Source organism: uncultured Cohaesibacter sp. (assembly GCF_963556055.3).
Taxonomy (GTDB): Bacteria; Pseudomonadota; Alphaproteobacteria; order Rhizobiales; family Cohaesibacteraceae; genus Cohaesibacter.
In genome coordinates this window covers 335421-356407 of sequence record NZ_CAUVYE020000031.1, presented here as the reverse complement: position 1 = coordinate 356407, position 20987 = coordinate 335421, and the positions used below count along the sequence as shown (strand labels likewise).

Here is a 20987-nt window from a genome sequence, read left to right as displayed (position 1 = left end):
AGCGTGAATGTTGACCTTGACGCCATCGAAGGATTTGCAACGGGCCCGGGGCAAGGCTGCTCTGGGCTTTGGCTTGCGCGATGGCAGGACGGTGCTCTCGGACCTTCACCAGTCAGGCTGTGTCAAGGCGCTTCTGCCGCGCAATCATGCCAGCCGTGTGGACGCGGTGTTGATCAACACCTCGGGCGGTGTGACCGGTGGTGACAGGCTTGATTATTGTGCAAGGCTTGAAGAGGGAGCCTCGCTGTGTCTTACGACGCAGACCGCCGAGAGGATTTACAAGTCCTCGTCAGGGGCGGGTGTGATCTCGACGAAACTTGAACTCGCGGCTTTCTCGGCTATGGACTGGTTGCCTCAGGAAACCATTCTGTTCGATGGCAGCGCCCTTGATCGTCATCTCGATGTTTCCATGAGTGCAAGCTCTTCGGCCTTGTTGCTTGAGGCTGTTGTGCTTGGCCGCAAGGCGATGGGAGAGACGCTGAAGCGCTGTGATTTTTGTGATCAATGGCGTGTCATGCGCGAAGGAAAACTGGTCTATGCCGATGCTTTGCGGCTTCGTGATCCTGCTGCACTGGGGGGTAGAGCAACGCTTGAAAATATGCGAGCATTTGCAACGTTGGTCTATATCTCACTGGATGCTGAGGACAGGCGTGACCAGATGGCTGGCCTTCTTTCATTCGATGATGTGCGAGCGTCGACCAGCGCCTGGAACGGTTGTCTGGTGACACGTTTTATTGCCCCTGATGCGCAGCCTTTGCGTGCTGCCCTGATTGCAACCCTGTCTCAATTTCGCGCGCATCCCTTGCCGCGTGTCTGGAATATGTGAGGAATCAATATGCTGCTAACCCCTAGGGAAAAAGACAAATTGCTGATTAGCGTGGCGGCTATGGTCGCGCGCAACAGACTTGAGCGTGGCGTGAAACTCAACCATCCCGAGGCCATTGCTCTTATTACCGACTTTGTCGTGGAAGGTGCACGAGATGGCAAATCGGTCGCCCAGTTGATGGAAGAGGGTGGCAAGGTGATTACGGCCGATCAGTGCATGGAAGGCATTGCCGACATGATCCATGACGTTCAGGTCGAGGCCACATTTCCCGACGGCACCAAGCTCGTCACCGTTCACCATCCGATTCGATAGGAGCCGATCATGAAACCAGGTGAGCTTTTTATTGCCGATGGGGACATTACCCTGAATGCGGATGCTGAGGCGATCACGCTTGAGGTCTCCAACTCAGGAGACCGGCCCGTACAGGTCGGCAGCCATTATCATTTTGCCGAAACCAATCCGGCTCTCATTTTCGATCGTGAAGCCGCTCGGGGGACCCGTCTTGATATTGCGGCAGGCACAGCTGTGCGTTTCGAGCCCGGCCAGACACGGCAGGTCACCCTGATCCCGCTTTCAGGCGCGCGCAAGGTGTATGGCTTTAATCAGAAAATCATGGGAGAGCTGTAATGCCAGCAAAGATTTCACGCGCAGCCTATGCTGACATGTATGGCCCGACCACGGGCGACAAAGTGCGGCTCGCCGATACGGATCTCATTATCGAGGTTGAACGCGATCTGACTTCATACGGGGATGAAGTCAAGTTCGGCGGTGGCAAGGTGATCCGCGATGGCATGGGCCAGAGTCAGGTCACCCGTGCCGCTGGTGCTGTTGATACGGTCATCACCAACGCGCTGATCGTTGATGTCACCGGCATTTACAAGGCTGATGTGGGCCTCAAGGGTGGCACTATCGCCAAGATCGGCAAGGCGGGGAACCCCGACACGCAGCCTAATGTCGATATCATTATCGGCCCTGGCACAGAGGCCATTGCCGGGGAGGGCAAGATCCTCACTGCGGGTGGTTTTGATGCCCATATTCATTTCATCTGCCCTCAGCAGATCGAGGATGCGCTGCATTCGGGCATTACCACCATGCTTGGTGGCGGCACCGGCCCGGCGCACGGCACTCTGGCGACCACCTGTACACCGGGGCCATGGCACATCGGGCGCATGTTGCAGGCCATGGATGGTGTGCCGATGAATATCGGCCTTGCGGGCAAGGGCAATGCCAGCCTTCCTGCTGCCCTGGAGGAAATGGTCAGTGGTGGGGCCTGTGCCTTGAAGCTTCACGAAGACTGGGGCACGACACCCGGTGCCATTGATTGCTGTCTGTCTGTGGCGGATGCCATGGACGTGCAGGTGATGATCCACACCGATACGCTCAATGAAAGCGGCTTTGTCGAAAACACCGTCGCAGCCATGAAGGGCCGGACCATTCATGCGTTCCATACCGAGGGCGCAGGCGGGGGGCACGCTCCCGACATCATCAAGGTCTGTGGTGAGGAACATGTCTTGCCAAGTTCGACCAACCCAACCCGCCCCTATACATGCAACACACTGGAAGAGCATCTGGATATGCTGATGGTCTGCCATCATCTGGATAAGTCCATCCCGGAAGATGTGGCCTTTGCGGAATCACGCATTCGCAAGGAAACCATCGCGGCAGAAGATATTCTCCATGACATGGGTGCCTTCAGTATCATTGCCTCGGACAGTCAGGCCATGGGGCGCGTTGGCGAGGTCGCCATCCGTACCTGGCAGACCGCTCACAAGATGAAGGTGCAGCGCGGGCGCCTGGCGGAAGAAACCGGCGACAATGACAATTTCCGGGTCAAGCGCTATATCGCCAAATATACCATCAACCCGGCGATTGCCCACGGCATGTCCAAGCATATCGGCAGCATCGAGGAAGGCAAACGGGCTGACCTTGTATTGTGGTCGCCGGCCTTTTTCGGCGTCAAACCGGAAATGGTTCTGCTCGGGGGCTCCATTGCCGTTGCGCAAATGGGCGATCCAAACGCCTCCATTCCGACGCCGCAACCGGTTTATACCCGTCCTATGTTCGGGGCGATGGGCCGGGCGGTCGAGAAGTCTGCCATCAGCTTTGTCTCGCAAGCAGCCTTTGACAACAATATTGCGACCACGCTTGGGTTGGCCCGTGCAACTCTGCCGGTGGCAAATACCCGTAATATCGGCAAATCGGCCATGCTGCTCAACAATGCCAAACCGCACATCGAGGTGCATCCGGAAACCTATGAGGTGCGGGCCGATGGTGAATTACTAACCTGTGAACCTGCTTCGGTGCTACCGATGGCGCAACGATATTTCATGTTCTGATATGATCAAAGCAACGTCCCTTACTCACAGTCACGATGCCCCGACGGGCGTCGTGACCCTCACCTATGAAGAACGCTATCGCCGCCGCATCGCCATGAAAAGCGATGAAGGGCTGGAATTCTTGCTCGATTTGCCAAAGGTTACCGAGTTGCAGAATGGCGATGACATTTTGCTTGAGGATGGCCGGCGCATTCGTGTGCGAGCAGCTGACGAGCCCTTGATGAAGGCAACCGCGTCGGATGCGCATCATCTCACGCGCATGGCCTGGCATGTGGGCAACCGGCATCTGACATGCGAGATCCATCCTGATCATCTTCTGCTGCGTCATGATCATGTGATCAAGGATATGCTGATCCATTTGGGTGCCGAAATTGAAGAGCTTGAAGGCCCGTTCAATCCAGAGGGCGGTGCCTATGGACAGGGTCGTACACATAGCCACGAGCATTAAGGCCTGTTTTCGGGAGCCCCATGTCTGATTTCCAATTGCATCAGCTTTTTTCGTGGCTCTCGCCGAGCTATCCGACCGGTGCCTTTTCCTATAGTCACGGCTTGGAGTATGCGGTGGCCGGTGGAACAATCCGTACCAGCAAGGATCTTGAACTTTGGCTTGGCGATATTCTCTCTCAGGGAAGCGGCTGGAATGACGCGCTATTGTTGAGCCACGCCTATCGGGCGGAAACGGATGCGCAATGGTTTGAGATAGCGGAGCTTGCCGAAGCTCTTTGTGCAAGCAAGGAGCGGCATCTTGAAACGATGGCGCAGGGCAGGGCCTTTGCCAAGGTGACGTCTGCGGTCTGGGGGCTGGATCTCAAACCGGCAGCCTTGCCCGTTTGTCTGGGGCGTGCCGCAGCGTTGCAGTCCATCGATCTTTCGCGCACCCTGCGGCTTTATCTGCATGCCTTTGCAGCCAATATCATTTCGGCCGGGGTGCGCTTCATTCCGCTTGGCCAGACGGAGGGGCAGCAGGTGCTTGCCGCACTGTTTGAATTGATTGATGAGATTTCAGTTCGGGCCGAAAGAGCCGAGCTGTCGCAGGTGGGCGGCATCTGCTTTCTTGCCGATATGGCAAGCATGCAACATGAAACAATGAAGACCAGGATATTCAGAACATGACTTCAAACGGACCTTTGCGCGTTGGTATCGGTGGCCCGGTCGGTGCGGGAAAGACATCTCTTACCGAGTATCTCTGCAAGGCCATGGCCAGGGATTATTCCATGGCGGTGATCACCAATGATATCTACACCTCGGAAGATGCTGAATATCTGATGCGGAAACAGGTGTTGCCCCTTGACCGGATCAGAGGCGTGGAGACGGGAGGCTGCCCACATACGGCCATCCGCGAAGATGCTTCCATCAATCTGGCGGCCATTGACGACCTCAACGCAGCCTTTCCCGATCTTGATCTTGTCATCATCGAAAGCGGGGGCGACAATCTTGCCGCAACCTTTTCTCCAGAGCTTGCGGATCTGACCATCTATGTGATCGATGTGGCTATGGGGGAGGAAATTCCGCGCAAAGGAGGGCCGGGGATCACCCGTTCCGATATTCTGGTCATCAACAAGACAAGCCTTGCGCCACATGTGGATGTGTCCGTTGACATCATGTTGAGCGATGCCGACAAACAGCGGCAGGGCAAGCCCGTTTTTCTCACCGATATCAAGACCGGCAAGGGCGGCGAGGCGGTTGTCGAGGCGCTGAAAAAAATCGGTGGACTGTAAAAAGGCTTTGCTATCAAGGGCGAGTGACAAGCAGCAGAAAATTTCCACAGAAAGCGCTTCGTCATTGCGAATTTGCGATAGTTAGAAACGCGCTTCTCAACTAGGATGCGGCACCTTTGCCACTATTTGGGTTGACGCCAGTGACATCGCTTTCCCGACCAATGAAGATCTGTTTTCTCATGTATCCGTGGGAACGAATAGATCCCGAAACGGACACCACGCTTCGCTTGATTTTCGAAGCCTGGTCTCGCGGCCATATCGTTGCTCTGGCCAGCCAGACAAGCCTCACCTTGAGAGACACAGAGGCTTTCGGTTTCTGTACCGTCATTACCTGTGACAGTGCGCCCAAGTCTTCCGAACAATTCTACAAGCAGGCGGTTCTGAAAAAGAAGATGCTGCCACTTGCGGGCTTTGACGTGATATTCATGCGTGCCAACCCGCCACTTGACGCAACGGTTCTGAATTTTCTGGATTCGGTCAAGGAAGATGTCTTTATCTGCAATGATGTCAACGGACTGCGCCTTGCCAGCAACAAGATCTACACGGCCTCGCTTTATGATCCGGGTACCGATTATGTGCCGGTGACCCATGTTTCGAAAAACAGGGACTATCTGGAGCGGGTGCTGGCGGAATCCTCGGGCGAGAAAATGATTCTGAAGCCGCTCGGTGGATATGGCGGGCAGGGTGTCATCATCGTCGAGAAAGGGTCTCGGGCCAGCTTTCGCTCGCTGCTCGATTTCTATCTTGGTGCCAACAATGATCAATATGTCATCTTGCAGGAATTTGTTCCCGGTGCCGAAGAGGGGGATGTCCGCATTCTGATGCTCAATGGTGAGCCGATCGGTGCCATGCGACGGGTTCCTGCGGATGGGGATTTGCGCTCCAACATTCATCAGGGAGGCAAGGCGGTCAAGCATGCGCTGAGCAAGGAAGAAAAGGCTCTTTGCAAGCATATCGGCCCCAAACTTGTCAGGGATGGTCTGTTCTTTGTCGGGCTTGATGTCATCGGTGGCAAGCTGATCGAGGTGAATGTGCTCAGCCCCGGCGGCATCGTGAGGATCAACAGGCTGAACAGAACCAAATTGCAGGTCAAGGTCATCGATTTTGTCGAGTCGGTGATTGCTACCAAAGAAGTCCTGATGGCGCGGCGTTCGCAGTATCAAAGGTTGATCGAAGATGCAGTCTCTGAGTCTTGATGCGATTATCGCGAAGATCGATGCAGGCGAGACATTTCAGGCGCGCGAGGCGAGCGGAATTTTCGAAATTCACTTCGATCCATCGATGCCCTATATCTGCACGGCCATTCATGACGGGCATGATTTTGAAAGTGATCTGGAAGCCTATTGTGCTCTGGATGCCGGTCAGCGGATTTATGAAGAAGACCCTCATACGGCTGAGCTGATTTCCGGGATGCCCAATCGCATCATCGGGCTTGACAGTCGGTATGAATATGATCTCAACCGAAGGCCTGAAGCAGCCATTTATGACGAGGCCTGGGGGCAGACGGTGTGGGATGAGGCTCTGCCGGAGCGACTACGGGCCCGCGCTCTTGAAAAACACCGGCGGTTCTACAGGATGATGGCCCATGTCCTTGCCAAGCTCTCAAGAGAGCATGGTGGGTGCGTCGTCTATGATGTCCATTCCTACAATGGCGAGAGGCGGGGCGGTGATGCTGCTCCGACCTTCAATATCGGGACGTCGCAGATCGACATGCGCAGCCACAGGGCTTCCATCCAGTATTTCTACAGGCAGTTGGAAAAATGTGATCTGGGTGAAGGGAGTATGCGGGTCGCGTTGGATGAAGTGTTTCAGGGCAGGGGGTATCTGGCTGGTTTTTGCAGGGCTCATTCCAATCTGGTTCTTTGCATTCCGCTTGAAGTCAGAAAGATCTTCTGCGATGAGCAAAGCGGAGTGTCTTGGCCTGCTGTCGTGGCCGCGCTAAAGGGCGAGCTTACACGTTTCATTACATCTCATGCCGCGATGGCGGCCAACAAGAGGCTCAAGAGCCGACAATTCCTTCGTCACGATCTGCTCTCAAACGGCATTACAAGGCAGTTGAAGGAACTGGATCGCGCACTTTACAAGGTTGCTGGCAAGCTTGATCCGCTGCTTTATGTCAACCCGATCAATCTGGACAGTGAGCGCAAGAAATTCTTTGCCAAAAAGGGACATTACGAACCGCAATTCAAATATCGCCATCTGGATATCGATCCCTTCCTGATCAAGGAACAGCTATACAGATTGCCCTTTGAGGCGATCGAGGATGTCACGCTGCAAAGCCTGTATCGGCATGCGATCAACAGTCTTTCCATGAAGGTTGATTTGATGTCGGTGATCGGAACGCGGGACTGTCTCTATAACTCCTTGCGATATTATGGAGAGCCCGACCGGGTCGATATGGACAATGCCAGATTTCTTCTCCATGCTGCCGTGCCCATCGAAGAAAATGACGAGCCGCAGAACTTGTCGGATCGGCAGGTTCTTTCGCTCATACAGGAAGAGGTCGACTATTATCAGCTTGATGCGGATGTCCTTTTGTCCAGCCGGATTATTGCCGGTGCGATGGTCGACAACAGCCGCTATCGGGTTCTTGTGCGCCGGGGACATCGCAGCAGCCTCAAGGCAGCCAAGGCGCTCTGCAATCATGAGGTCGGGATCCATCTGGTAACGGCCGCGATCGCTCGCCAGCAGCCCTTGCAGATTTTCAGGCTGGGTCGGTTTGGGTCGACCGAAACGCAGGAAGGGCTGGCGGTATTGGCCGAATATCTTTCCGGCAATCTCTCCATGACGCGCCTCAAGACGCTCGCCTTGCGAGTTGTTGCGGTGCGCTGTCTTCTGGACGGGTATTCCTTCGCCAGAACCTGGCAGTGCCTTACAGAGGACTATCAGGCCGATGCTGATCGGGCCTTCATGGTTGCTGTCCGGGTTTATCGGGGCGGCGGCTTTACCAAGGATTATGTGTATTTGCGAGGGTTGGCGCGAGCGATTGCCCACTATAATTCTGGACAATCCTGGCTGCCGCTTCTCGTCGGCAAGGGAAGCTTTCAAACCTATGCCATGACAGAAGATCTGATGCGGCGCGAGATTGTCAAAATACCCAGTATCTTGCCGCGTGTGCTCGAAAAACCGGAAAAGACAATGCCCGTGCACGACTATCTCATTTCTTCCCTGCGCATAGGAGACATCAACGAGCGGACATCGCCACAGACATCGAATGACCTTGCCGCTTTTCGCCGGGAAGCCGTATAGCCGTGCTCTTCTGCCTGAAGGGTGATGCTGGTTGCCACCCCAAGCCTGGTGTAGCTAGGCGGGACTGGTTGGTGCTGATGTGGGCAGATTGGTGCAAATGCTTTATTCACAATGGCAAATTTTCTGTCTACTTGCTGCAAAGCCAGCTTGACAGTCAAAGGTGTGCTGCCTATAAGCCTGACACACCGCGCTCGGAAAGGGCGTAGGCATGGTATGGCGGAGTAGCTCAGTTGGTTAGAGCAGCGGAATCATAATCCGCGTGTCGGGGGTTCAAGTCCCTCCTCCGCTACCAAAAATTCTCATAATTTTCAGAACGATGGGTGCAGGGAGTGCTGAGCGTTTTTACGTGTATTAGGCATGGGGTGCCGTTTGGGGCCAACTTGCTGTTATATAGCCTGACACCAAATGCACATCCTAAGCGCATATTTTACCAACCCTAAATCAGCCTATATGCTTGTAATTTGCATCAACTGAAGTGGCCGAGTGGATTGCAGCCGAGAGTGGACAGCGGTCATTCTCCGCACTTACGATGACACGCTTTTACATGGCCGTGAACGAGCTCTAAAGCCGTCAACTCCCGTTTTCCCAAAATCGTTTCTTAGATCGTATATTTAAGAACAACATTCTCAACAAGATCTTCAACAAAATCGATGACCTTGCTGCGCATGATCTTCACGCCCGATGGATGGGCACTTGTGTTTTGCGTGCCAAGCTTCTGATCAAGGATTTTACGAACATCGTTTGAGATGACACCCGCACTACGGCAGAACTCGATGAACTTACCCTCAGGTATTTCACTGAAGTCATTACGCTGTTTAATAACCGTCACTTTAACACGCTTATCCGTATTCTTCGCCAACACTTTATTGAACTCTGCAAGCTTGTGCCTAAGGATGTAGTCGAAAAGATGGTTCACGGCCAAAATCCAAGCCATAATAATAGTCTCCCGGTCGTCAGCTGTTTGGAGAATCTCCGAATGGTGTGGCGGTCGGCATGGCGAAAAGGCCTGCCGGGTTTTCTGCCTTATTTACTGTTCTTTCTGGCCTTGTTTTTAAGTCGCAGGAACGGTTCTTGTGCAAATGGGTCGCTCTGTTTCTGTGCTTCATAGGCCTGTTTCGTGAGCGTGATCAACTCGCCGGTCGTGAAGCATCGGCTGTCGAGACCGAAACGTTTTGCCTCTTCGGCGATATAGTCTTTGCGTTGGTTTTCCCATCTTTTCTGATTGTCCAGCATATTGTCGAGTGCCGCATGCATGTCGGAGAATAGCAGATTGGAAAAGCGTTCCCTGAGGCTGAAGGATATTTCCGGACCGAAGCTGATGATGCCGCCATCCGGTCTCAAATCGGTTGGAACGATCTTGTCGACATTGACAGACCCTCCGACATAGCCATCTATCCACGAAACCATGTTTTCGACCATGCGAACAACCGCATATTCGCTTTCTCTCTGCCATTCGCCGTCATAATAGTCAGAGGCTCGCCGGGTGAAATCAACGTCCACGCCGATCTTGCCTTCGCCATATTTTCCTTCGGCCACATAGCCGGCCTTGAAGCCGGTCGGCATATTGAAAATATCAAGATCATCGCTCACATACCCGTATTCGCTTTTCTCCTTGTAATCGCGAGATCGGCCCATTTTGATGGCAAATTCAGGGGCGACCTTTACCGGTTTGGCCCCCTTGGGCGGGGAATGTTTATACACGATTTCCGAGATAAACATTTTGCCTCTTTTGTCTCTGGAGACACCGATTTCGAAAAGATCAAAGTCGAAACGCCAATCAAGCTCGTCACCAACATAGGTGTGGTGCATCGTTTCGCTGGCTTTGTTGACATAGTCGAAGAGTTTCTGCTGAACTTCCTTTGGTATGCTCCAGCGGTCAATTTCCTTGAGAAACTCGGGCGATATGGCATAGATCCGTTTGTCCTGCCTGACGTCTTTCAAGAATGGTTCGGGTTTTTTCACGACAAATTTTTGTCGTTGACTGGCACAGTTGGCCGGTTGCTCGGGATCGGGCTTCTTTGCTTCCATGTCTACCGGATTGCCGGTCAAGCCCTTGCGGTTGGCCCTGTCATCAAGGGCTGACAGAATGTTGTCGAGGGGATTGCCCCCCTTCAGCCCGGATTGAGCGGCGCAGCGTTCGTAGATCTTGGGGTCTTTTGGCAAGTCGTGGCGTGTGCAACCAAAACCGGCGACAACGCATGGCGGGCCCGGATGCTGGCAGGCATAGGTCTTGTTGTACTTGCCGATCGTGTCGGGGTGATAATATTGGTGGGTTCCCGAGGTGCCATAGCCAGCGGATTTGCAGACGCAATTGTAAAAGGCTTGCGGGATGGTGACGCCCAGAGCCTGCAAGACCAACAGCTGGCGCTCATGGGGTAGATTGATCCAGCGCGATATGGCGTGGTTGTCATGCTCGTCGCGTGTCGGTTCGGCTCGAACCTGGTGGGCTTGAAGAAGACCAAGGGCGAGACCCATACCGAGTGACAATAGGCAAAGAGACTGTCTTGTTGCTGTTTGAGATGTCATTTGGCGGCCCTCTCGCTGGCAAGCATGTCTGCAAACAAATCTGCGTCGAATTTATCCAGATCCACCAGATGCTGGCGTTCCATTTCTGTCATGCCATCGGGTGTTTTCCAGCCACCTGTGACGGACCGAATGGAGATTTCTCCGGGTGTCCGGTACCAGAGGCCTCCCGGCACGAACACAATATGGTAGTCTCTGCCGCGGGCAACCTGGGAGCTGTTGACGGTGATATAGGCGTCTCCGCCCAGGGAGACACGGAACCATTTGTGGCCAAATGTCAGAGTGAGTTTGCCGTCCCAGGAATCGTCGACCAACCCTTCGGGCAAGAGCCGTGACCAGAAGCCATAGAAGAAATGATTGGCGTGGAGGGTCAGTTTTGTCTTGCCTGTATGGGGCCCTTCGGTCAGCTTCTCAAGGGTGATGGCGATATTGGCCGCCTTGACGTAATTTCTGGGATTGTCCGTCAAGACAATTCGCCCGGAGAGATTGGAAAGCTTGGGATTGATGGTGATTTCAACCTCATAAGGGGTTCTTTCAATTCGCTCATCGAGCTTGATCACGGGTCCCTTGCTTGCAAAGGCAATCCGGTTGCCATTCGGTGGATTTGCTCGACGCGAGAGGCTTATCTCGCCGCTATTCCGAGTGCTCAGGTCAGCAAACTTCACGTCGCCAAAATCAAGCCCTTCCCAATTTTCGGTGCTTGCTCCATCAAAGAATGTGGCGACTTCGAGTGGTTTGACATTCCGGGCTGGACTTCCGGGCTGTTCGGCCTCGCCTCGTTTATACTCATAGGAAATTTCTTTCAGCGTCAGGCGACCGGCCTTTTGGCTGTCGGAAATGGCATAGGCCCAAAAGCGTAATCCTGCACCATCAAGCAACTGCTCGTAAGGCAGCTCAAACGCCGGGATGCCTTTTGCTTCAACTGTGATGCCGGACGGGCGCAGGATGAGTGTGAACGTGTCGAGGATCTGCTTGACATCATCTATCGTCTGGCCGTCCTTTTCGCGTGTCTTCAGGCGATGCTGATACCGGAAACGTCTATTTGTCTGTTGCACCCATGAAAGGAGATAGTCCTTGTTGCCAAGAACATTGTGTTCGTTGGCATAGGATTGGCGCAGGCCGATGACCAGCCCTTTGCTCGAGGCACCATCGAGTTTGTAGGTAATGCGTGCTTCGGCCCCCTGGGTGAAGCGCTCAAGCCACAAGACCGGATCCTTTGAGTAGATGCCCAGAAAGTTGACCTTGTCCTCCGGCTGCCAGGCGATGTCGAGACCTTGAGCAGTGAAATCTGCAAGCGTCTCAAAGTGGTTTTTGTAGTGGTTCATTGCCGACCAGCTTTCACCAAGAGACTTGCCGTCAAACAGGATGCCGCTTTGAGGTTGCAACATATAATCATCAATCTGGCTTTTGGCTGTGTCTGGCTGTGATTGAGGCTCGGTGTTGACAATATCGGGGTCTTTTGTTCGGGCTATCGTGACTGTCGGATCCGGTGGGTCAAGATCTGCAAAGTCCAGCAGCAGATTGCCGTTCGTTTCACGTCTCAGGCTGGCAAGCAGATAGTCTCTGACTTCAAGGAAGGAAAAGGGGCGGCCATTGTTGGCCTTTATCATGTTGAAATAGAGGGGATGGAAATAGTCGTCTGTTTTGGCTCGCATGTCATACCGGAATGAAACCCCAAAGACCGTATGATCGAAGTCCTTGCATTGCATGACAAAGCGGAAGTCGACACCTGCGTCTACCATTACGGAATATGTCGGATGATCCCACTCGTCTTTCGAGCGCAGAATGCACTGGGTTTTGAGCCGCTTTTCGATCTGGGATTGCCATTCGCTGCCTTCAGGGGGCGCGTTGTCTGCCATCGTGTCAGATCCGCCAATGACTTGCAGACCGTCTTCGCTGCCTTCTGCCTCCGCACTCATGGCTCCAGAGGTGTCAACGGGCTGCCCGATGGTCAGGCTTTCCGTGATCCTGCGCAATATGGGAACGACTGCTTCCGACCCCTTTTCCTTGCGAAAGGTCAGGATTACAAAACCGCTATAGTCGGTGCCGCCTTGATAGATCGTGACCCGACCTCTGTCAAAAGGCACAGGGGTGCCTGCGATTTCATAGAGTTTGGCGACGACATCTATGGCATGGAAATAGTATCCGGCCAATATCGGGTCGCTTTCCGCCTTGATGGATTTGACCAGTACGCTGTTCCGGTAAAGGTAGCCCAGATAGGTATCAAGAATTGCCTTGGCCGTTTTGCCAGACGTCGACTCGGCATGGGCGACAAGGATGGCAGCGTCATTCTCTGCCGAAAGGGCAAAGGTGTAGTCGGCACCATCACTGCGTCCGTCCTTGAAGGACCAGCCCGGCAGGGCGGCAAAAGAAAAGTCTCCCCTCCTGTTATAGTGGTAGCCTTTCAGCGGAGGATAGGTTGGGGATTGTTCGCCGAAGGAAGTCGCGGCATCTTGTTCCTGAAGGGCCGGTATTCCCTTGACCAACATGCGCTTGAGGATGCGGAAAAGCTGATCTTCCAGTTGCTCGATCGAGGCCGTTGTGCTGAAGAGTTGCACAAGGAGCAGTTCTCCCTCTTCGTCCGTATCCTGAAAAGCCACCTTTACGGACCGGTCTACCCCGCTGTCGGATCGCACCAGAAGGGCATCCTGCCCGGCGAGCGTCAATTTCTCGTGCGACAAGACATCGGAAAAACCGGTCAGAGGTTCGTCAGGAAACCACCAGCGGACCCAAATCGTCATGCTGTTATCGGGAGAGGTGAAGTCATATTCCTGATCGCGCCAATGATCCTTGACCTTCCAGTTGGCAGGCATTTCAAAAGTTGCGGTTCTAAGCTGGTATGAGAGCCATGCTTCTGAGAATGCCGGACCGGGATGGGATAATTGCATCATCAGGGTCAATAGACAAAAGAAAACGAGTTGGCGAGTTCCGAGAATCTTCGCGACCATTTCTAGCCCTCCCCAAGCAGTCAGATTCTTGACAATTTCATCAATCCAGCTGCGGTCTGTGAGTGGTCTGTCGATTTGCAACTATTGGTTTGTATATTTTATGTCTTAATGTCTCTGAATTGTGTCCACAAGTTTCCCAGAGAGAAGGGAGCGACTCCATGCTACAGGTGTCTTGTGCGACATCTCGCCTCACCGGAATGGGCTCCGACTGGCTTATGCTGAAAGAGGTTTTTGTTCTTCAAGTGGGGGAGATTCAGGCTTTTGCCTGAGGTCGGAGCGGAGAGAAGCCATGTCTCGAGCTATGCAGAAGACGAGTTTGACGTGGGACATAGATGTGCCACTGGCAACCAATCGTGTGGTTTTGAGACAGTTGAGCCTGATTATTATCATCCCTGCGGCTGTCGTTGCTCTCTTCATGCTGGTGCTTGGGATCATCGATAATGAACCGGCAGAAATGAAAGCTGCCTTCTACATCTTTTTCGGCGGTATTGGCGTTCTGCTGTTTCTTGTTGCCGTTGCTGTCTTGCTGGTGTTTGGCAATCGCATGCGCATGTCTTTCATTCTGGATAAAGACGGCGTGCGCTCACTTGTCATCGACAGAAAGGCAAGCGTTGGCCGAATTCTTGCCGTTCTCTTCGGTTTCCTGACAATCAATCCGACACTTGCCGGTGCCGGGCTCATCGCCCATGGCAACCGAGGACGCACGACCCCTTGGGGCGACATCAGGAAACTGGAACTGTTACCCGATCAGAAGACCATTGTTCTGCATGGCAAGAGACTGGTGCTTGATGCCGTCTTTTGCCGGGATGAAAGCTTTGATGAAGTGCTGGATTTCGTCAAGCATCATTTGAGCGCGAGACAGTGACCCAGCTTCAAGAGGGCTGATTTTATCGCAAGAGGATCGTTACATGGAAAAGGTTCAAGATCCCAAGTCCATTACCTGGAGTTATGATCACAAGCTTCTTTCGTGGAGATTGATGAAAATGATCCTCCTTCCGATTGTCGGGGTTCCTCTCGTCATGGGGGTCGGCATCACGGGCTATATGGCCTGGGAAGGCGAATATGATGGACTCTTGGCGATTTTTGGGATGTGTGGCGCAATTAGCCTGTTTTTCGCCTTTTGCTATCTGATTGTGATTTTCGTGACAGGAAATAGCCTGCGAGTTTCCTATGTGCTTGATGAAAAGGGAATTTTTTCTGTGACAGTCGGCGCGGGGAAGGACGGTGCCGCAATTCTCGGTGCCCTGCTGTTTGCCATTTCAGACGACATGACCTCCAAAGGGATCGGACTTCTGGCACAAAAAAGCGATGCCCTGTTCATGCCGTGGGACAAGGCTTATGGCAGTCGCAGAATTTTCAAGGACAATGAAATCAGGCTCTACAGCAAGAAGGGCCGGATGATCAATTATATTCGGGCACCCGAAGATATGCTTGATGATATCGAGCGTCGCATCAAGTCCGAAATTCGGGCTTTGGGCCATGCGCAGCAAGGATAAGCCTCGGCTTTGTGGTGTGGCGTCGTATCATCTTTCGATGTCATAGCCGAATTTGCGAATGATGGCTCTGGCTTCTTCTCCTTTCAGAAAGTGAAGGAAGGCAAGGGCTGCTTTGTCCTTTGCGCCGGATTTGAGCAGAATGGCATCCTGTTTGATGGGGGTATAAAGCCTTGCGGGAACCATCCAGCGTGATCCCTCTTCAACCCCGACGAGCTGAGACAGAGCGACAAAGCCGAGCTGGGCGTTATTGGTCGCGATGAACTGATAGGTCTGAATGACCGTGTCACCCTTGACGATCTTGTCGAGCGACTGCTCAGGGACGGTCATGTTGTTCAATACTTCCATCGCCGCGGCCCCGTAAGGGGCGGTTTTGGGGTTGGTGATGGCCAACCGAGAAAAGGCCTCGGGTTTCATCAGGACAGCGCCTTGCGGATCAATCAACGAGGGGTCTGTGCTATAAAGAGCGATCTGGCCTCGGGCGTAAGTGAAGCGGCTTCCCTCAATTGCAAAGCCTTGCTCCTCCGCTCTTTTCGGCCGTGCCTGATCGGCTGCCAAAAAGGCGGAGAAGGGAGCGCCATTGACGATCTGGGCGAACAGCTTGCCCGTGGAGCCGAAGCTTATTTTGACATGGTGCCCGGTGACCCTTTCAAATGCGGATGCAATTTCCTTTGCCGGGGCGGTGAAATTGGCTGCAATAGCGATCTTGGTTTCTGCGCAATTCCCCATGGCAGGGCCAAAACATGTCATCAGGCAAAGGCTGGTGGCAAATAATCGGATTTTTGATAGTGCGGTCAATTTGACGGTCCTTTTCCCTTGTTGCCATGGCTGGCACATCAATGACGAAGTCTGGTTGCCTTGTGTGCTTCTTAGGGACGCACAAATCTTCAGACAAGTGATCTGAAATGCAGCTTTTGTGCCAAAGGAATTGTGCCCGATTTGCGCGGTTTCTCGCTAGGATGCATGAAATTCGAACGGGCATTGTCGTCTATCGGACAAATTCTGTCGCTCTTGCCCGATGGCCCTGCTTTGGAGTCAGGCCCTGGCGAGTGGTGTTCGGCGGGGGGGGGAGCTTTCGCTATTTGATCAGATTCTGCTTGCGGAGCAAGCGTTCGACCTCGGCAACGGAATAGCGTTTTCTTGTCCATCGGGCCTGCTTTTGCTCAGGTGTTTCCATGTCCGGAACCACCCATGCCAGCGGTATCCCTGCTGGCCAATGGGCGGGGTTTGCCTCAAGGCGCCTTGGTAGATCCGGTCTGGTCTCTGTCTTGTTCTTTGCGCTCAGACCGGGGGCGTGGTCAATGGCTTTGCGCTCGGTTGGGCGGGTGTCCGTTGCCGTGCCGTGTTGGGGACCGGGAGCGGAAGCGGAACGGGCAAGGCTTGGCGCAGGGTAGGGTTTGCGCAGGGGCAACGTCGGGCCAATCTGGGATATTGCCAGATCCGCATCGGCGGGGATGTCTTTGACTGGCTGTCTTCCTGCTGTCTTTTGCAGATCCGGATCAATGGCTGCCCTGGCGATCATCTTAAGCGGAGCAGAGCGGCCACATGAAGCAACGGCACGCCGATAGTGTGCGTCGGTTGCAACATGTTTGAGACTGAAATGGCTGCAAAGCTGGTGCGTATAGGGATGCTCCTTTGCAAAGGATGTGCAGAACAGGCCGGAGCCGTCGGTTTGTGCCATCAGGCGTATCCCGCGGGAGCCGGTCTTTTTGTTGTCAAACTGCTTCGACAATCCATTGAGGATGGCGATCCGGCGAGCCCCTTCCTTGCCGGATATGCGTGTTGGTTGCATGTGGGTGGAGTTGATGGGCAAGACTTCGATTGCAGCCAATTGTGGTCTGCTTTGTTGCTTGCGGACAAAATGGGCACGGACGATCAGGCTGAAGTCGTGGCAACCTCCCTTGTCGTTCATGTTGGCCGTTCCCTGATGGTTGAAATTTCCGAGCCCATAGACGATCAGGCGCCCTTTCATGAGTTCCAGTCCGCGGGCGATGTGGGCGTGATGACCAATGATGACGTCAGCGTTGGAGGCCATGGCAAGGCTTCTTTTGAAATATACCTCATTGGCCGATGGGCGGCTGATCCTTTCCGGTCCCTGATGAATGGACAAGAGGCGAAGGTCGGCGGTGGCTTGCCTCAGATTGTCTGTGAGCAGGGTCTGATCGGACTGGTTGAACAGGGCGAGTTGGCCGGGTCTGTTCTTTCCCGCTCGTTCAAGGCCTCCGGTGCCTGCGCCAATGCCTATCGCTCCGAAGGCAATCTGCATGTTGCGTGCTGAAAAAACAGGTGTGTGGGCGGCCTGCTGACGATCCTCACCGATGCCGGCATAGGCGAGCAGACCATCGGACCGCAGTTTTTTGGCAAAATGAAGGGTTTCCAGAATGCCAGCCCTGCCATAGTCGAAAGCGTGATTGTTGGCCAGAGAGAAGAGGTTGAACCCGCTTTTGACAAGTTGGCGAATTCCATTTGGATGGGTTTGGAAATTGTATTTTTTGGGATAGGGCGCCAGTTTGGCCGACGATGTGATGATCGTTTCTATATTGGCAAAATTGACATGGCCATTGATGTCGTTGCCGATGAATTTCAGAGTTTCCTCGAAAGTCAGCTTGCGGCCATGTTTGTAGACCCGATCGCTAAGGGGAGCTGCGCCACTTGGTGCAAAGCCGGTGTCTCCGACCATCACGAGGGAAAGATAGCTTGTCTCAGAATTGGCGGCTGTTGGCGCAATGGTTACCTGTTTGTTCAGAGATGCCGTCGTTACGAGGCCATTCTTGATACTGCCAGAGGATGCCGGATTGCTTGAGGGCGAAATAATCGGTGCGCAGAGCGGACTTGTGGGAATGGGCAAAAGCAGGACTGTCGCCAGAAACAAGATCATCAAGATGCGGTTTTGTTGGCGTATATACTGCATTTGAAAACTCATTTACTCATCACGCAGACAGTTTTGTCTTGTCGATTTCTGAAGGCCAAGTGTTCCTGTTTGCAGAAGTCTATCAAAGTTTCCTTACATCAATATAAATGTTTGTTCCTGGTGGGGATTTTGGCCTGGATTGCTTTGTGTGGCGGCGATTTTCGCCCCATTGTTGCCGGACATTTTTACTTTGCAGTCCAAATTCGGTCCGATTGTCGCGTTAGTCTTCAGTCTGACCACGCATGGAGATGGTTTCCGAAATATTAAGATCTTTGTCGTCGCTGGCGTGGCAAATTGCGAATATTACTGATCTTTTCAGGATCCGATAGGCGATCTTTAGGAATAATTAAGCATAACGGAGCATTCCTATATCAAAGTGCACAGTCTTGAATCTTCAGGAGGTGGCTGTGTTTGCGTAAAAAATCGCGTAAAGTGGGTTTCTCTGCTTCGTGATGTGAGTAAAGAGCACAGACAATGTCTCAAAGTCAGGCAAAGAAGCTCTCGGATGGTCTTTCTGGTGACGATGGTTCGGTAAGCCGTCATCGCGATGGCAGCGACATGTCCCATGGATCGCAAGGGCCAATGCCTCATCCGGTTGCGATGCCGTCCTGCCATTCTCATCATGCCACTCAAGCACAGATGCCTCAGATGTCTGGCCCGCAGATCGGCTCAGATGCTGCCACAATGGCAGGCAACGGAGCGGCAAGACCGGCTGCAAGACAGCCTCAGATACACACGCTTTACCCGCAGGCGGCACAGCAGTTTCCGCAATCCCGGAGGGGGGCTCATCCGCAGAACGTTCCTCAAGGCCAAATGATGCCTCATGGGCAGAGACCTTCTTCTTCTCAGCGGATACCGCATCCTGCATCAGCACCCCATTTTTCGCACCCTTCGCAACAGGTGAACCGATCTCAGCCCCGTCCGGTCCAGCAAGGGCAGGCAAGACAACAGATGCCCCAGCAACGGCCTCAAGGCGTTGCCATTCCTTCCGATCGCAAGAGAAGGGGCGAGCTTGCGTATGTTGAGAAAAGCCACGCTGCTTTCTGGCTGATCCTTCTGGCTCTCGTCGATATCGTGGCGATTGCAGCCATCGGCGGCTATGTCTTGCTTGGGGGGGATGATAGCAGTCTGTCCGTAATGTCCTCTCAAGGGCAGGTGGTCGGGCAGGCGGCACATGACCGGGCGAAGCTTCAGGAAATGTCGCAAGTGATCCTCAGACAGCGGCAGCAAAACGGATCCCTGCAACGGCAAGTGATCACTCTTGGAGATCAGAGATCATCGCTTCTTGCCGATCTTGGCCAGATGAAGTCGCTATACTCCTCGCTGCGTGTGGAGAATAGCTGGTCCATCGTCAAGGAGGATTTGGCTAAGCTATTCAAAGAGGAACAGACTGTCGCCTCTATCCCACCGGATCTTTACCTGACTGTGCCCGTTCAGTCCGATGGCCCTCTCGATGCAACCGTTGAAGTCGTTAACCGGCTCAAACCGCTTGATGATCCAATTCCGAACCAAGAGGTTTTTGTATCCAAGCAGGACGCAGGCCTTGTAAGGCAAGCCGAGGGAGAAGCCAGGCCCGCTGCTGCGAATGGTGGATCCCTTGTGACATCGCCGGACAATCAGCAGGCGGTGTCATCAGAGGATATGGAGGTTGCAGCGCTTGAACCTCAAGCCGCTCCGACAGATGGCGCGTCCGTGCAATCGCGCGAGGTGCAAGCGGGAGAGTTGGACCTCACGGCCCTGCCGCGCTCACGACCTGCTGAGCTCGACAGCCAGTCCAATGTCAAGCTGGCATCCATAGCACCGCAACCGGGTTTTGAACCCGCTCCGACCCCTGCGCCGGTTGTCGGTCCGGTCTCGGGCAATGCTCAGCGGTTTCTTGCAAAGATGAAGGCGCTTCAGGCCGGGCAGCTCGACGAGCCGATTACCATTCTGCATATCGGGGATAGTCATATCGCTTCGGACTCCTTCACGCGTGGAATTCGTACGCGGTTGCAATCCGATTTCGGCAATGCCGGGCGGGGTGCTGTCATCCCGGCCAACGCCTTCAAGTGGGCCTATGCGGACGGGCTTTCAATGAGCCGCAGCAATGGTTGGTCCTCGGCCAATTCGCTAAAAGTGAAAGCGGGCCCTTATGGTTTGTCCGGTGTGCGCGTCTGGACCTCTTCGCCCGGAGCCAAGATGAGCCTGACGTCAAAGGCCGGTTCCTTCGATTGGGCGGAAGTGACTTTCTATGTTGGACCGGGGCAGGGCAGTGCCACTGTGACGACGGAGGCTGGAAGCAAACGGGTTTCGACCAGCGCAGCAAAGGCTGGCTCCAGGACGGTCCGCATAGAGGGGCGTTCCAAGACGCTTTCCGTCGCCCATAATGGTGGGGGGCGGACAACAGTTCTCAATTGGTCGACGGGAAGCAACAAGCCCGGCATCCGCTATGTCAATTTCGGGATTTCAGGGGCGACGGTCGCCGTTACCACGCGCTGGTCTGATCAATTGATTGCCAATGATATCAAGCGGATCGATCCTGACCTGATCATCTATGGCTACGGTACCAATGAAGGGTATAACGATAATCTGAACATGGCGAGCTACAGACAAATGGCTGGTGGTCTGGTCGACAAGATGCAAGAGGCCGCACCGGGTGCTGCCCTGATGTTCATTGGTCCTGCCGATGGGGCCCGGCGGCGTTCAAGCTCTCTTTCCTGCGGTGGTGGCTGGTATACTCCTGCCAAGCTGGGGGCGGTCAGAAATACGCTCAAGGAAATGGCTGAGGATTATTCGGCTCTCTATTGGGACTGGTCTTCTGCCATGGGCGGGCGTTGCGGTGTTGCCAAATGGTCAACCCAAAACCCGAAACTGGCCAGCGGCGACCGCGTTCACATGACTTCCAAGGGGTATGATCGCAGTGCTGGCGCTTTTGTCTCCTTTCTTGAGCGTCAGGTTAAAAACAGCTTGAAAATTGCATCGAATTGATCATGAATGACGAGCA

The 20987-nt window shown here is 53.9% G+C and carries 18 protein-coding genes and 1 tRNA gene; 14 read left to right on the top strand and 5 right to left on the bottom strand.

Going from position 1 to position 20987, the window contains the following annotated elements; genetic code table 11:
- Positions 1 to 7: 7 nt before the first annotated feature.
- From ACHZB8_RS21090 to ACHZB8_RS21045, 10 genes are all read left to right on the top strand, one after another.
- Entirely contained in the window at positions 8 to 826 is an 819-nt protein-coding gene (locus ACHZB8_RS21090) for an urease accessory protein UreD (RefSeq protein ID WP_316863200.1), read from the top strand.
- A 9-nt stretch (positions 827 to 835) separates the two neighbouring features.
- Entirely contained in the window at positions 836 to 1138 is a 303-nt protein-coding gene (locus tag ACHZB8_RS21085) for an urease subunit gamma (RefSeq protein ID WP_316863199.1), read from the top strand.
- A 9-nt stretch (positions 1139 to 1147) separates the two neighbouring features.
- A complete protein-coding gene (locus tag ACHZB8_RS21080) occupies positions 1148 to 1453 on the top strand; it encodes an urease subunit beta (protein ID WP_316863197.1) in 306 nt (101 codons plus the stop codon).
- On the top strand, positions 1453 to 3162 hold the full coding sequence (gene ureC / locus ACHZB8_RS21075) for an urease subunit alpha (RefSeq protein WP_316863194.1): 1710 nt from the start codon (positions 1453 to 1455) through the stop codon (positions 3160 to 3162). The genes ACHZB8_RS21080 and ureC overlap by 1 nt, the downstream gene beginning before the upstream one ends.
- A 1-nt stretch (position 3163) precedes the next feature.
- Entirely contained in the window at positions 3164 to 3610 is a 447-nt protein-coding gene (locus tag ACHZB8_RS21070; protein ID WP_316863193.1) for an urease accessory protein UreE, read from the top strand.
- Between the two features lie 20 nt (positions 3611 to 3630).
- Complete coding sequence (locus tag ACHZB8_RS21065) at positions 3631 to 4275, top strand: urease accessory protein UreF (RefSeq protein WP_316863191.1); 645 nt, start codon at positions 3631 to 3633, stop codon at positions 4273 to 4275.
- Complete coding sequence (gene ureG / locus ACHZB8_RS21060; RefSeq protein WP_316863189.1) at positions 4272 to 4880, top strand: urease accessory protein UreG; 609 nt, start codon at positions 4272 to 4274, stop codon at positions 4878 to 4880. Before ACHZB8_RS21065 ends, ureG begins: the two co-directional genes overlap by 4 nt.
- A 161-nt stretch (positions 4881 to 5041) precedes the next feature.
- The gene (gshB, locus tag ACHZB8_RS21055) at positions 5042 to 6076 is read left to right on the top strand and encodes a glutathione synthase (protein WP_316863389.1); all 1035 of its coding nucleotides are present in this window, start codon (positions 5042 to 5044) and stop codon (positions 6074 to 6076) included.
- The gene (locus ACHZB8_RS21050) at positions 6057 to 8129 is read left to right on the top strand and encodes a flavohemoglobin expression-modulating QEGLA motif protein (protein ID WP_316863187.1); all 2073 of its coding nucleotides are present in this window, start codon (positions 6057 to 6059) and stop codon (positions 8127 to 8129) included. The genes gshB and ACHZB8_RS21050 overlap by 20 nt, the downstream gene beginning before the upstream one ends.
- Positions 8130 to 8344: 215 nt before the next feature.
- Positions 8345 to 8421 (top strand) — tRNA-Met (locus tag ACHZB8_RS21045).
- A 306-nt stretch (positions 8422 to 8727) separates the two neighbouring features.
- Here the strand turns inward: ACHZB8_RS21045 and ACHZB8_RS21040 are convergent.
- From ACHZB8_RS21040 to ACHZB8_RS21030, 3 genes are all read right to left on the bottom strand, one after another.
- On the bottom strand, positions 8728 to 9063 hold the full coding sequence (locus tag ACHZB8_RS21040; RefSeq protein ID WP_316863185.1) for a hypothetical protein: 336 nt from the start codon (positions 9061 to 9063) through the stop codon (positions 8728 to 8730).
- An 89-nt stretch (positions 9064 to 9152) separates the two neighbouring features.
- Entirely contained in the window at positions 9153 to 10655 is a 1503-nt protein-coding gene (locus ACHZB8_RS21035) for a hypothetical protein (protein WP_316863183.1), read from the bottom strand.
- Positions 10652 to 13600 (bottom strand): hypothetical protein, encoded by a 2949-nt coding sequence (locus tag ACHZB8_RS21030; protein ID WP_316863181.1) that lies wholly within the window; start codon positions 13598 to 13600, stop codon positions 10652 to 10654. The genes ACHZB8_RS21035 and ACHZB8_RS21030 overlap by 4 nt, the downstream gene beginning before the upstream one ends.
- A gap of 289 nt (positions 13601 to 13889) precedes the next feature.
- On the opposite strand from ACHZB8_RS21030, the gene ACHZB8_RS21025 reads away from it, so the two are divergent.
- Both ACHZB8_RS21025 and ACHZB8_RS21020 read left to right on the top strand, forming a co-directional pair.
- The gene (locus tag ACHZB8_RS21025; protein WP_316863179.1) at positions 13890 to 14465 is read left to right on the top strand and encodes a hypothetical protein; all 576 of its coding nucleotides are present in this window, start codon (positions 13890 to 13892) and stop codon (positions 14463 to 14465) included.
- Positions 14466 to 14508: 43 nt separating this feature from the next.
- A complete protein-coding gene (locus ACHZB8_RS21020) occupies positions 14509 to 15096 on the top strand; it encodes a hypothetical protein (protein WP_316863177.1) in 588 nt (195 codons plus the stop codon).
- 27 nt (positions 15097 to 15123) lie between these two features.
- Here ACHZB8_RS21020 and modA read toward each other — a convergent pair whose 3' ends face one another.
- Both modA and ACHZB8_RS21010 read right to left on the bottom strand, forming a co-directional pair.
- Positions 15124 to 15891 (bottom strand): molybdate ABC transporter substrate-binding protein, encoded by a 768-nt coding sequence (modA, locus tag ACHZB8_RS21015; protein WP_316863176.1) that lies wholly within the window; start codon positions 15889 to 15891, stop codon positions 15124 to 15126.
- Between the two features lie 280 nt (positions 15892 to 16171).
- A complete protein-coding gene (locus tag ACHZB8_RS21010) occupies positions 16172 to 18004 on the bottom strand; it encodes a CapA family protein (RefSeq protein ID WP_316863175.1) in 1833 nt (610 codons plus the stop codon).
- Between the two features lie 565 nt (positions 18005 to 18569).
- Here ACHZB8_RS21010 and ACHZB8_RS21005 point away from each other — a divergent pair.
- Both ACHZB8_RS21005 and ACHZB8_RS21000 read left to right on the top strand, forming a co-directional pair.
- Entirely contained in the window at positions 18570 to 18821 is a 252-nt protein-coding gene (locus ACHZB8_RS21005; RefSeq protein WP_316863174.1) for a hypothetical protein, read from the top strand.
- Positions 18822 to 18955: 134 nt separating this feature from the next.
- Positions 18956 to 20971 carry a GDSL-type esterase/lipase family protein gene (locus ACHZB8_RS21000; RefSeq protein WP_316863173.1) on the top strand — a complete coding sequence of 672 codons (2016 nt, stop codon included), beginning with the start codon at positions 18956 to 18958 and terminating at the stop codon, positions 20969 to 20971.
- Positions 20972 to 20987: the final 16 nt, after the last annotated feature.

Coding starts and splice junctions, on each gene's coding strand:
- ACHZB8_RS21065 (WP_316863191.1), top strand. CDS start 3,631: ATGTCTGATTTCCAATTGCATCAGCTTTTTTCGTGGCTCTCGCCGAGC.
- ACHZB8_RS21025 (WP_316863179.1), top strand. CDS start 13,890: ATGTCTCGAGCTATGCAGAAGACGAGTTTGACGTGGGACATAGATGTG.
- ACHZB8_RS21000 (WP_316863173.1), top strand. CDS start 18,956: ATGCCCCAGCAACGGCCTCAAGGCGTTGCCATTCCTTCCGATCGCAAG.
- ACHZB8_RS21040 (WP_316863185.1), bottom strand. CDS start 9,063: ATGGCTTGGATTTTGGCCGTGAACCATCTTTTCGACTACATCCTTAGG.
- gshB (WP_316863389.1), top strand. CDS start 5,042: ATGAAGATCTGTTTTCTCATGTATCCGTGGGAACGAATAGATCCCGAA.
- ACHZB8_RS21035 (WP_316863183.1), bottom strand. CDS start 10,655: ATGACATCTCAAACAGCAACAAGACAGTCTCTTTGCCTATTGTCACTC.
- ureC (WP_316863194.1), top strand. CDS start 1,453: ATGCCAGCAAAGATTTCACGCGCAGCCTATGCTGACATGTATGGCCCG.
- ACHZB8_RS21030 (WP_316863181.1), bottom strand. CDS start 13,600: ATGGTCGCGAAGATTCTCGGAACTCGCCAACTCGTTTTCTTTTGTCTA.
- ureG (WP_316863189.1), top strand. CDS start 4,272: ATGACTTCAAACGGACCTTTGCGCGTTGGTATCGGTGGCCCGGTCGGT.
- ACHZB8_RS21010 (WP_316863175.1), bottom strand. CDS start 18,004: ATGCAGTATATACGCCAACAAAACCGCATCTTGATGATCTTGTTTCTG.
- ACHZB8_RS21005 (WP_316863174.1), top strand. CDS start 18,570: ATGGATCGCAAGGGCCAATGCCTCATCCGGTTGCGATGCCGTCCTGCC.
- ACHZB8_RS21020 (WP_316863177.1), top strand. CDS start 14,509: ATGGAAAAGGTTCAAGATCCCAAGTCCATTACCTGGAGTTATGATCAC.
- ACHZB8_RS21090 (WP_316863200.1), top strand. CDS start 8: ATGTTGACCTTGACGCCATCGAAGGATTTGCAACGGGCCCGGGGCAAG.
- ACHZB8_RS21085 (WP_316863199.1), top strand. CDS start 836: ATGCTGCTAACCCCTAGGGAAAAAGACAAATTGCTGATTAGCGTGGCG.
- ACHZB8_RS21070 (WP_316863193.1), top strand. CDS start 3,164: ATGATCAAAGCAACGTCCCTTACTCACAGTCACGATGCCCCGACGGGC.
- ACHZB8_RS21050 (WP_316863187.1), top strand. CDS start 6,057: ATGCAGTCTCTGAGTCTTGATGCGATTATCGCGAAGATCGATGCAGGC.
- ACHZB8_RS21080 (WP_316863197.1), top strand. CDS start 1,148: ATGAAACCAGGTGAGCTTTTTATTGCCGATGGGGACATTACCCTGAAT.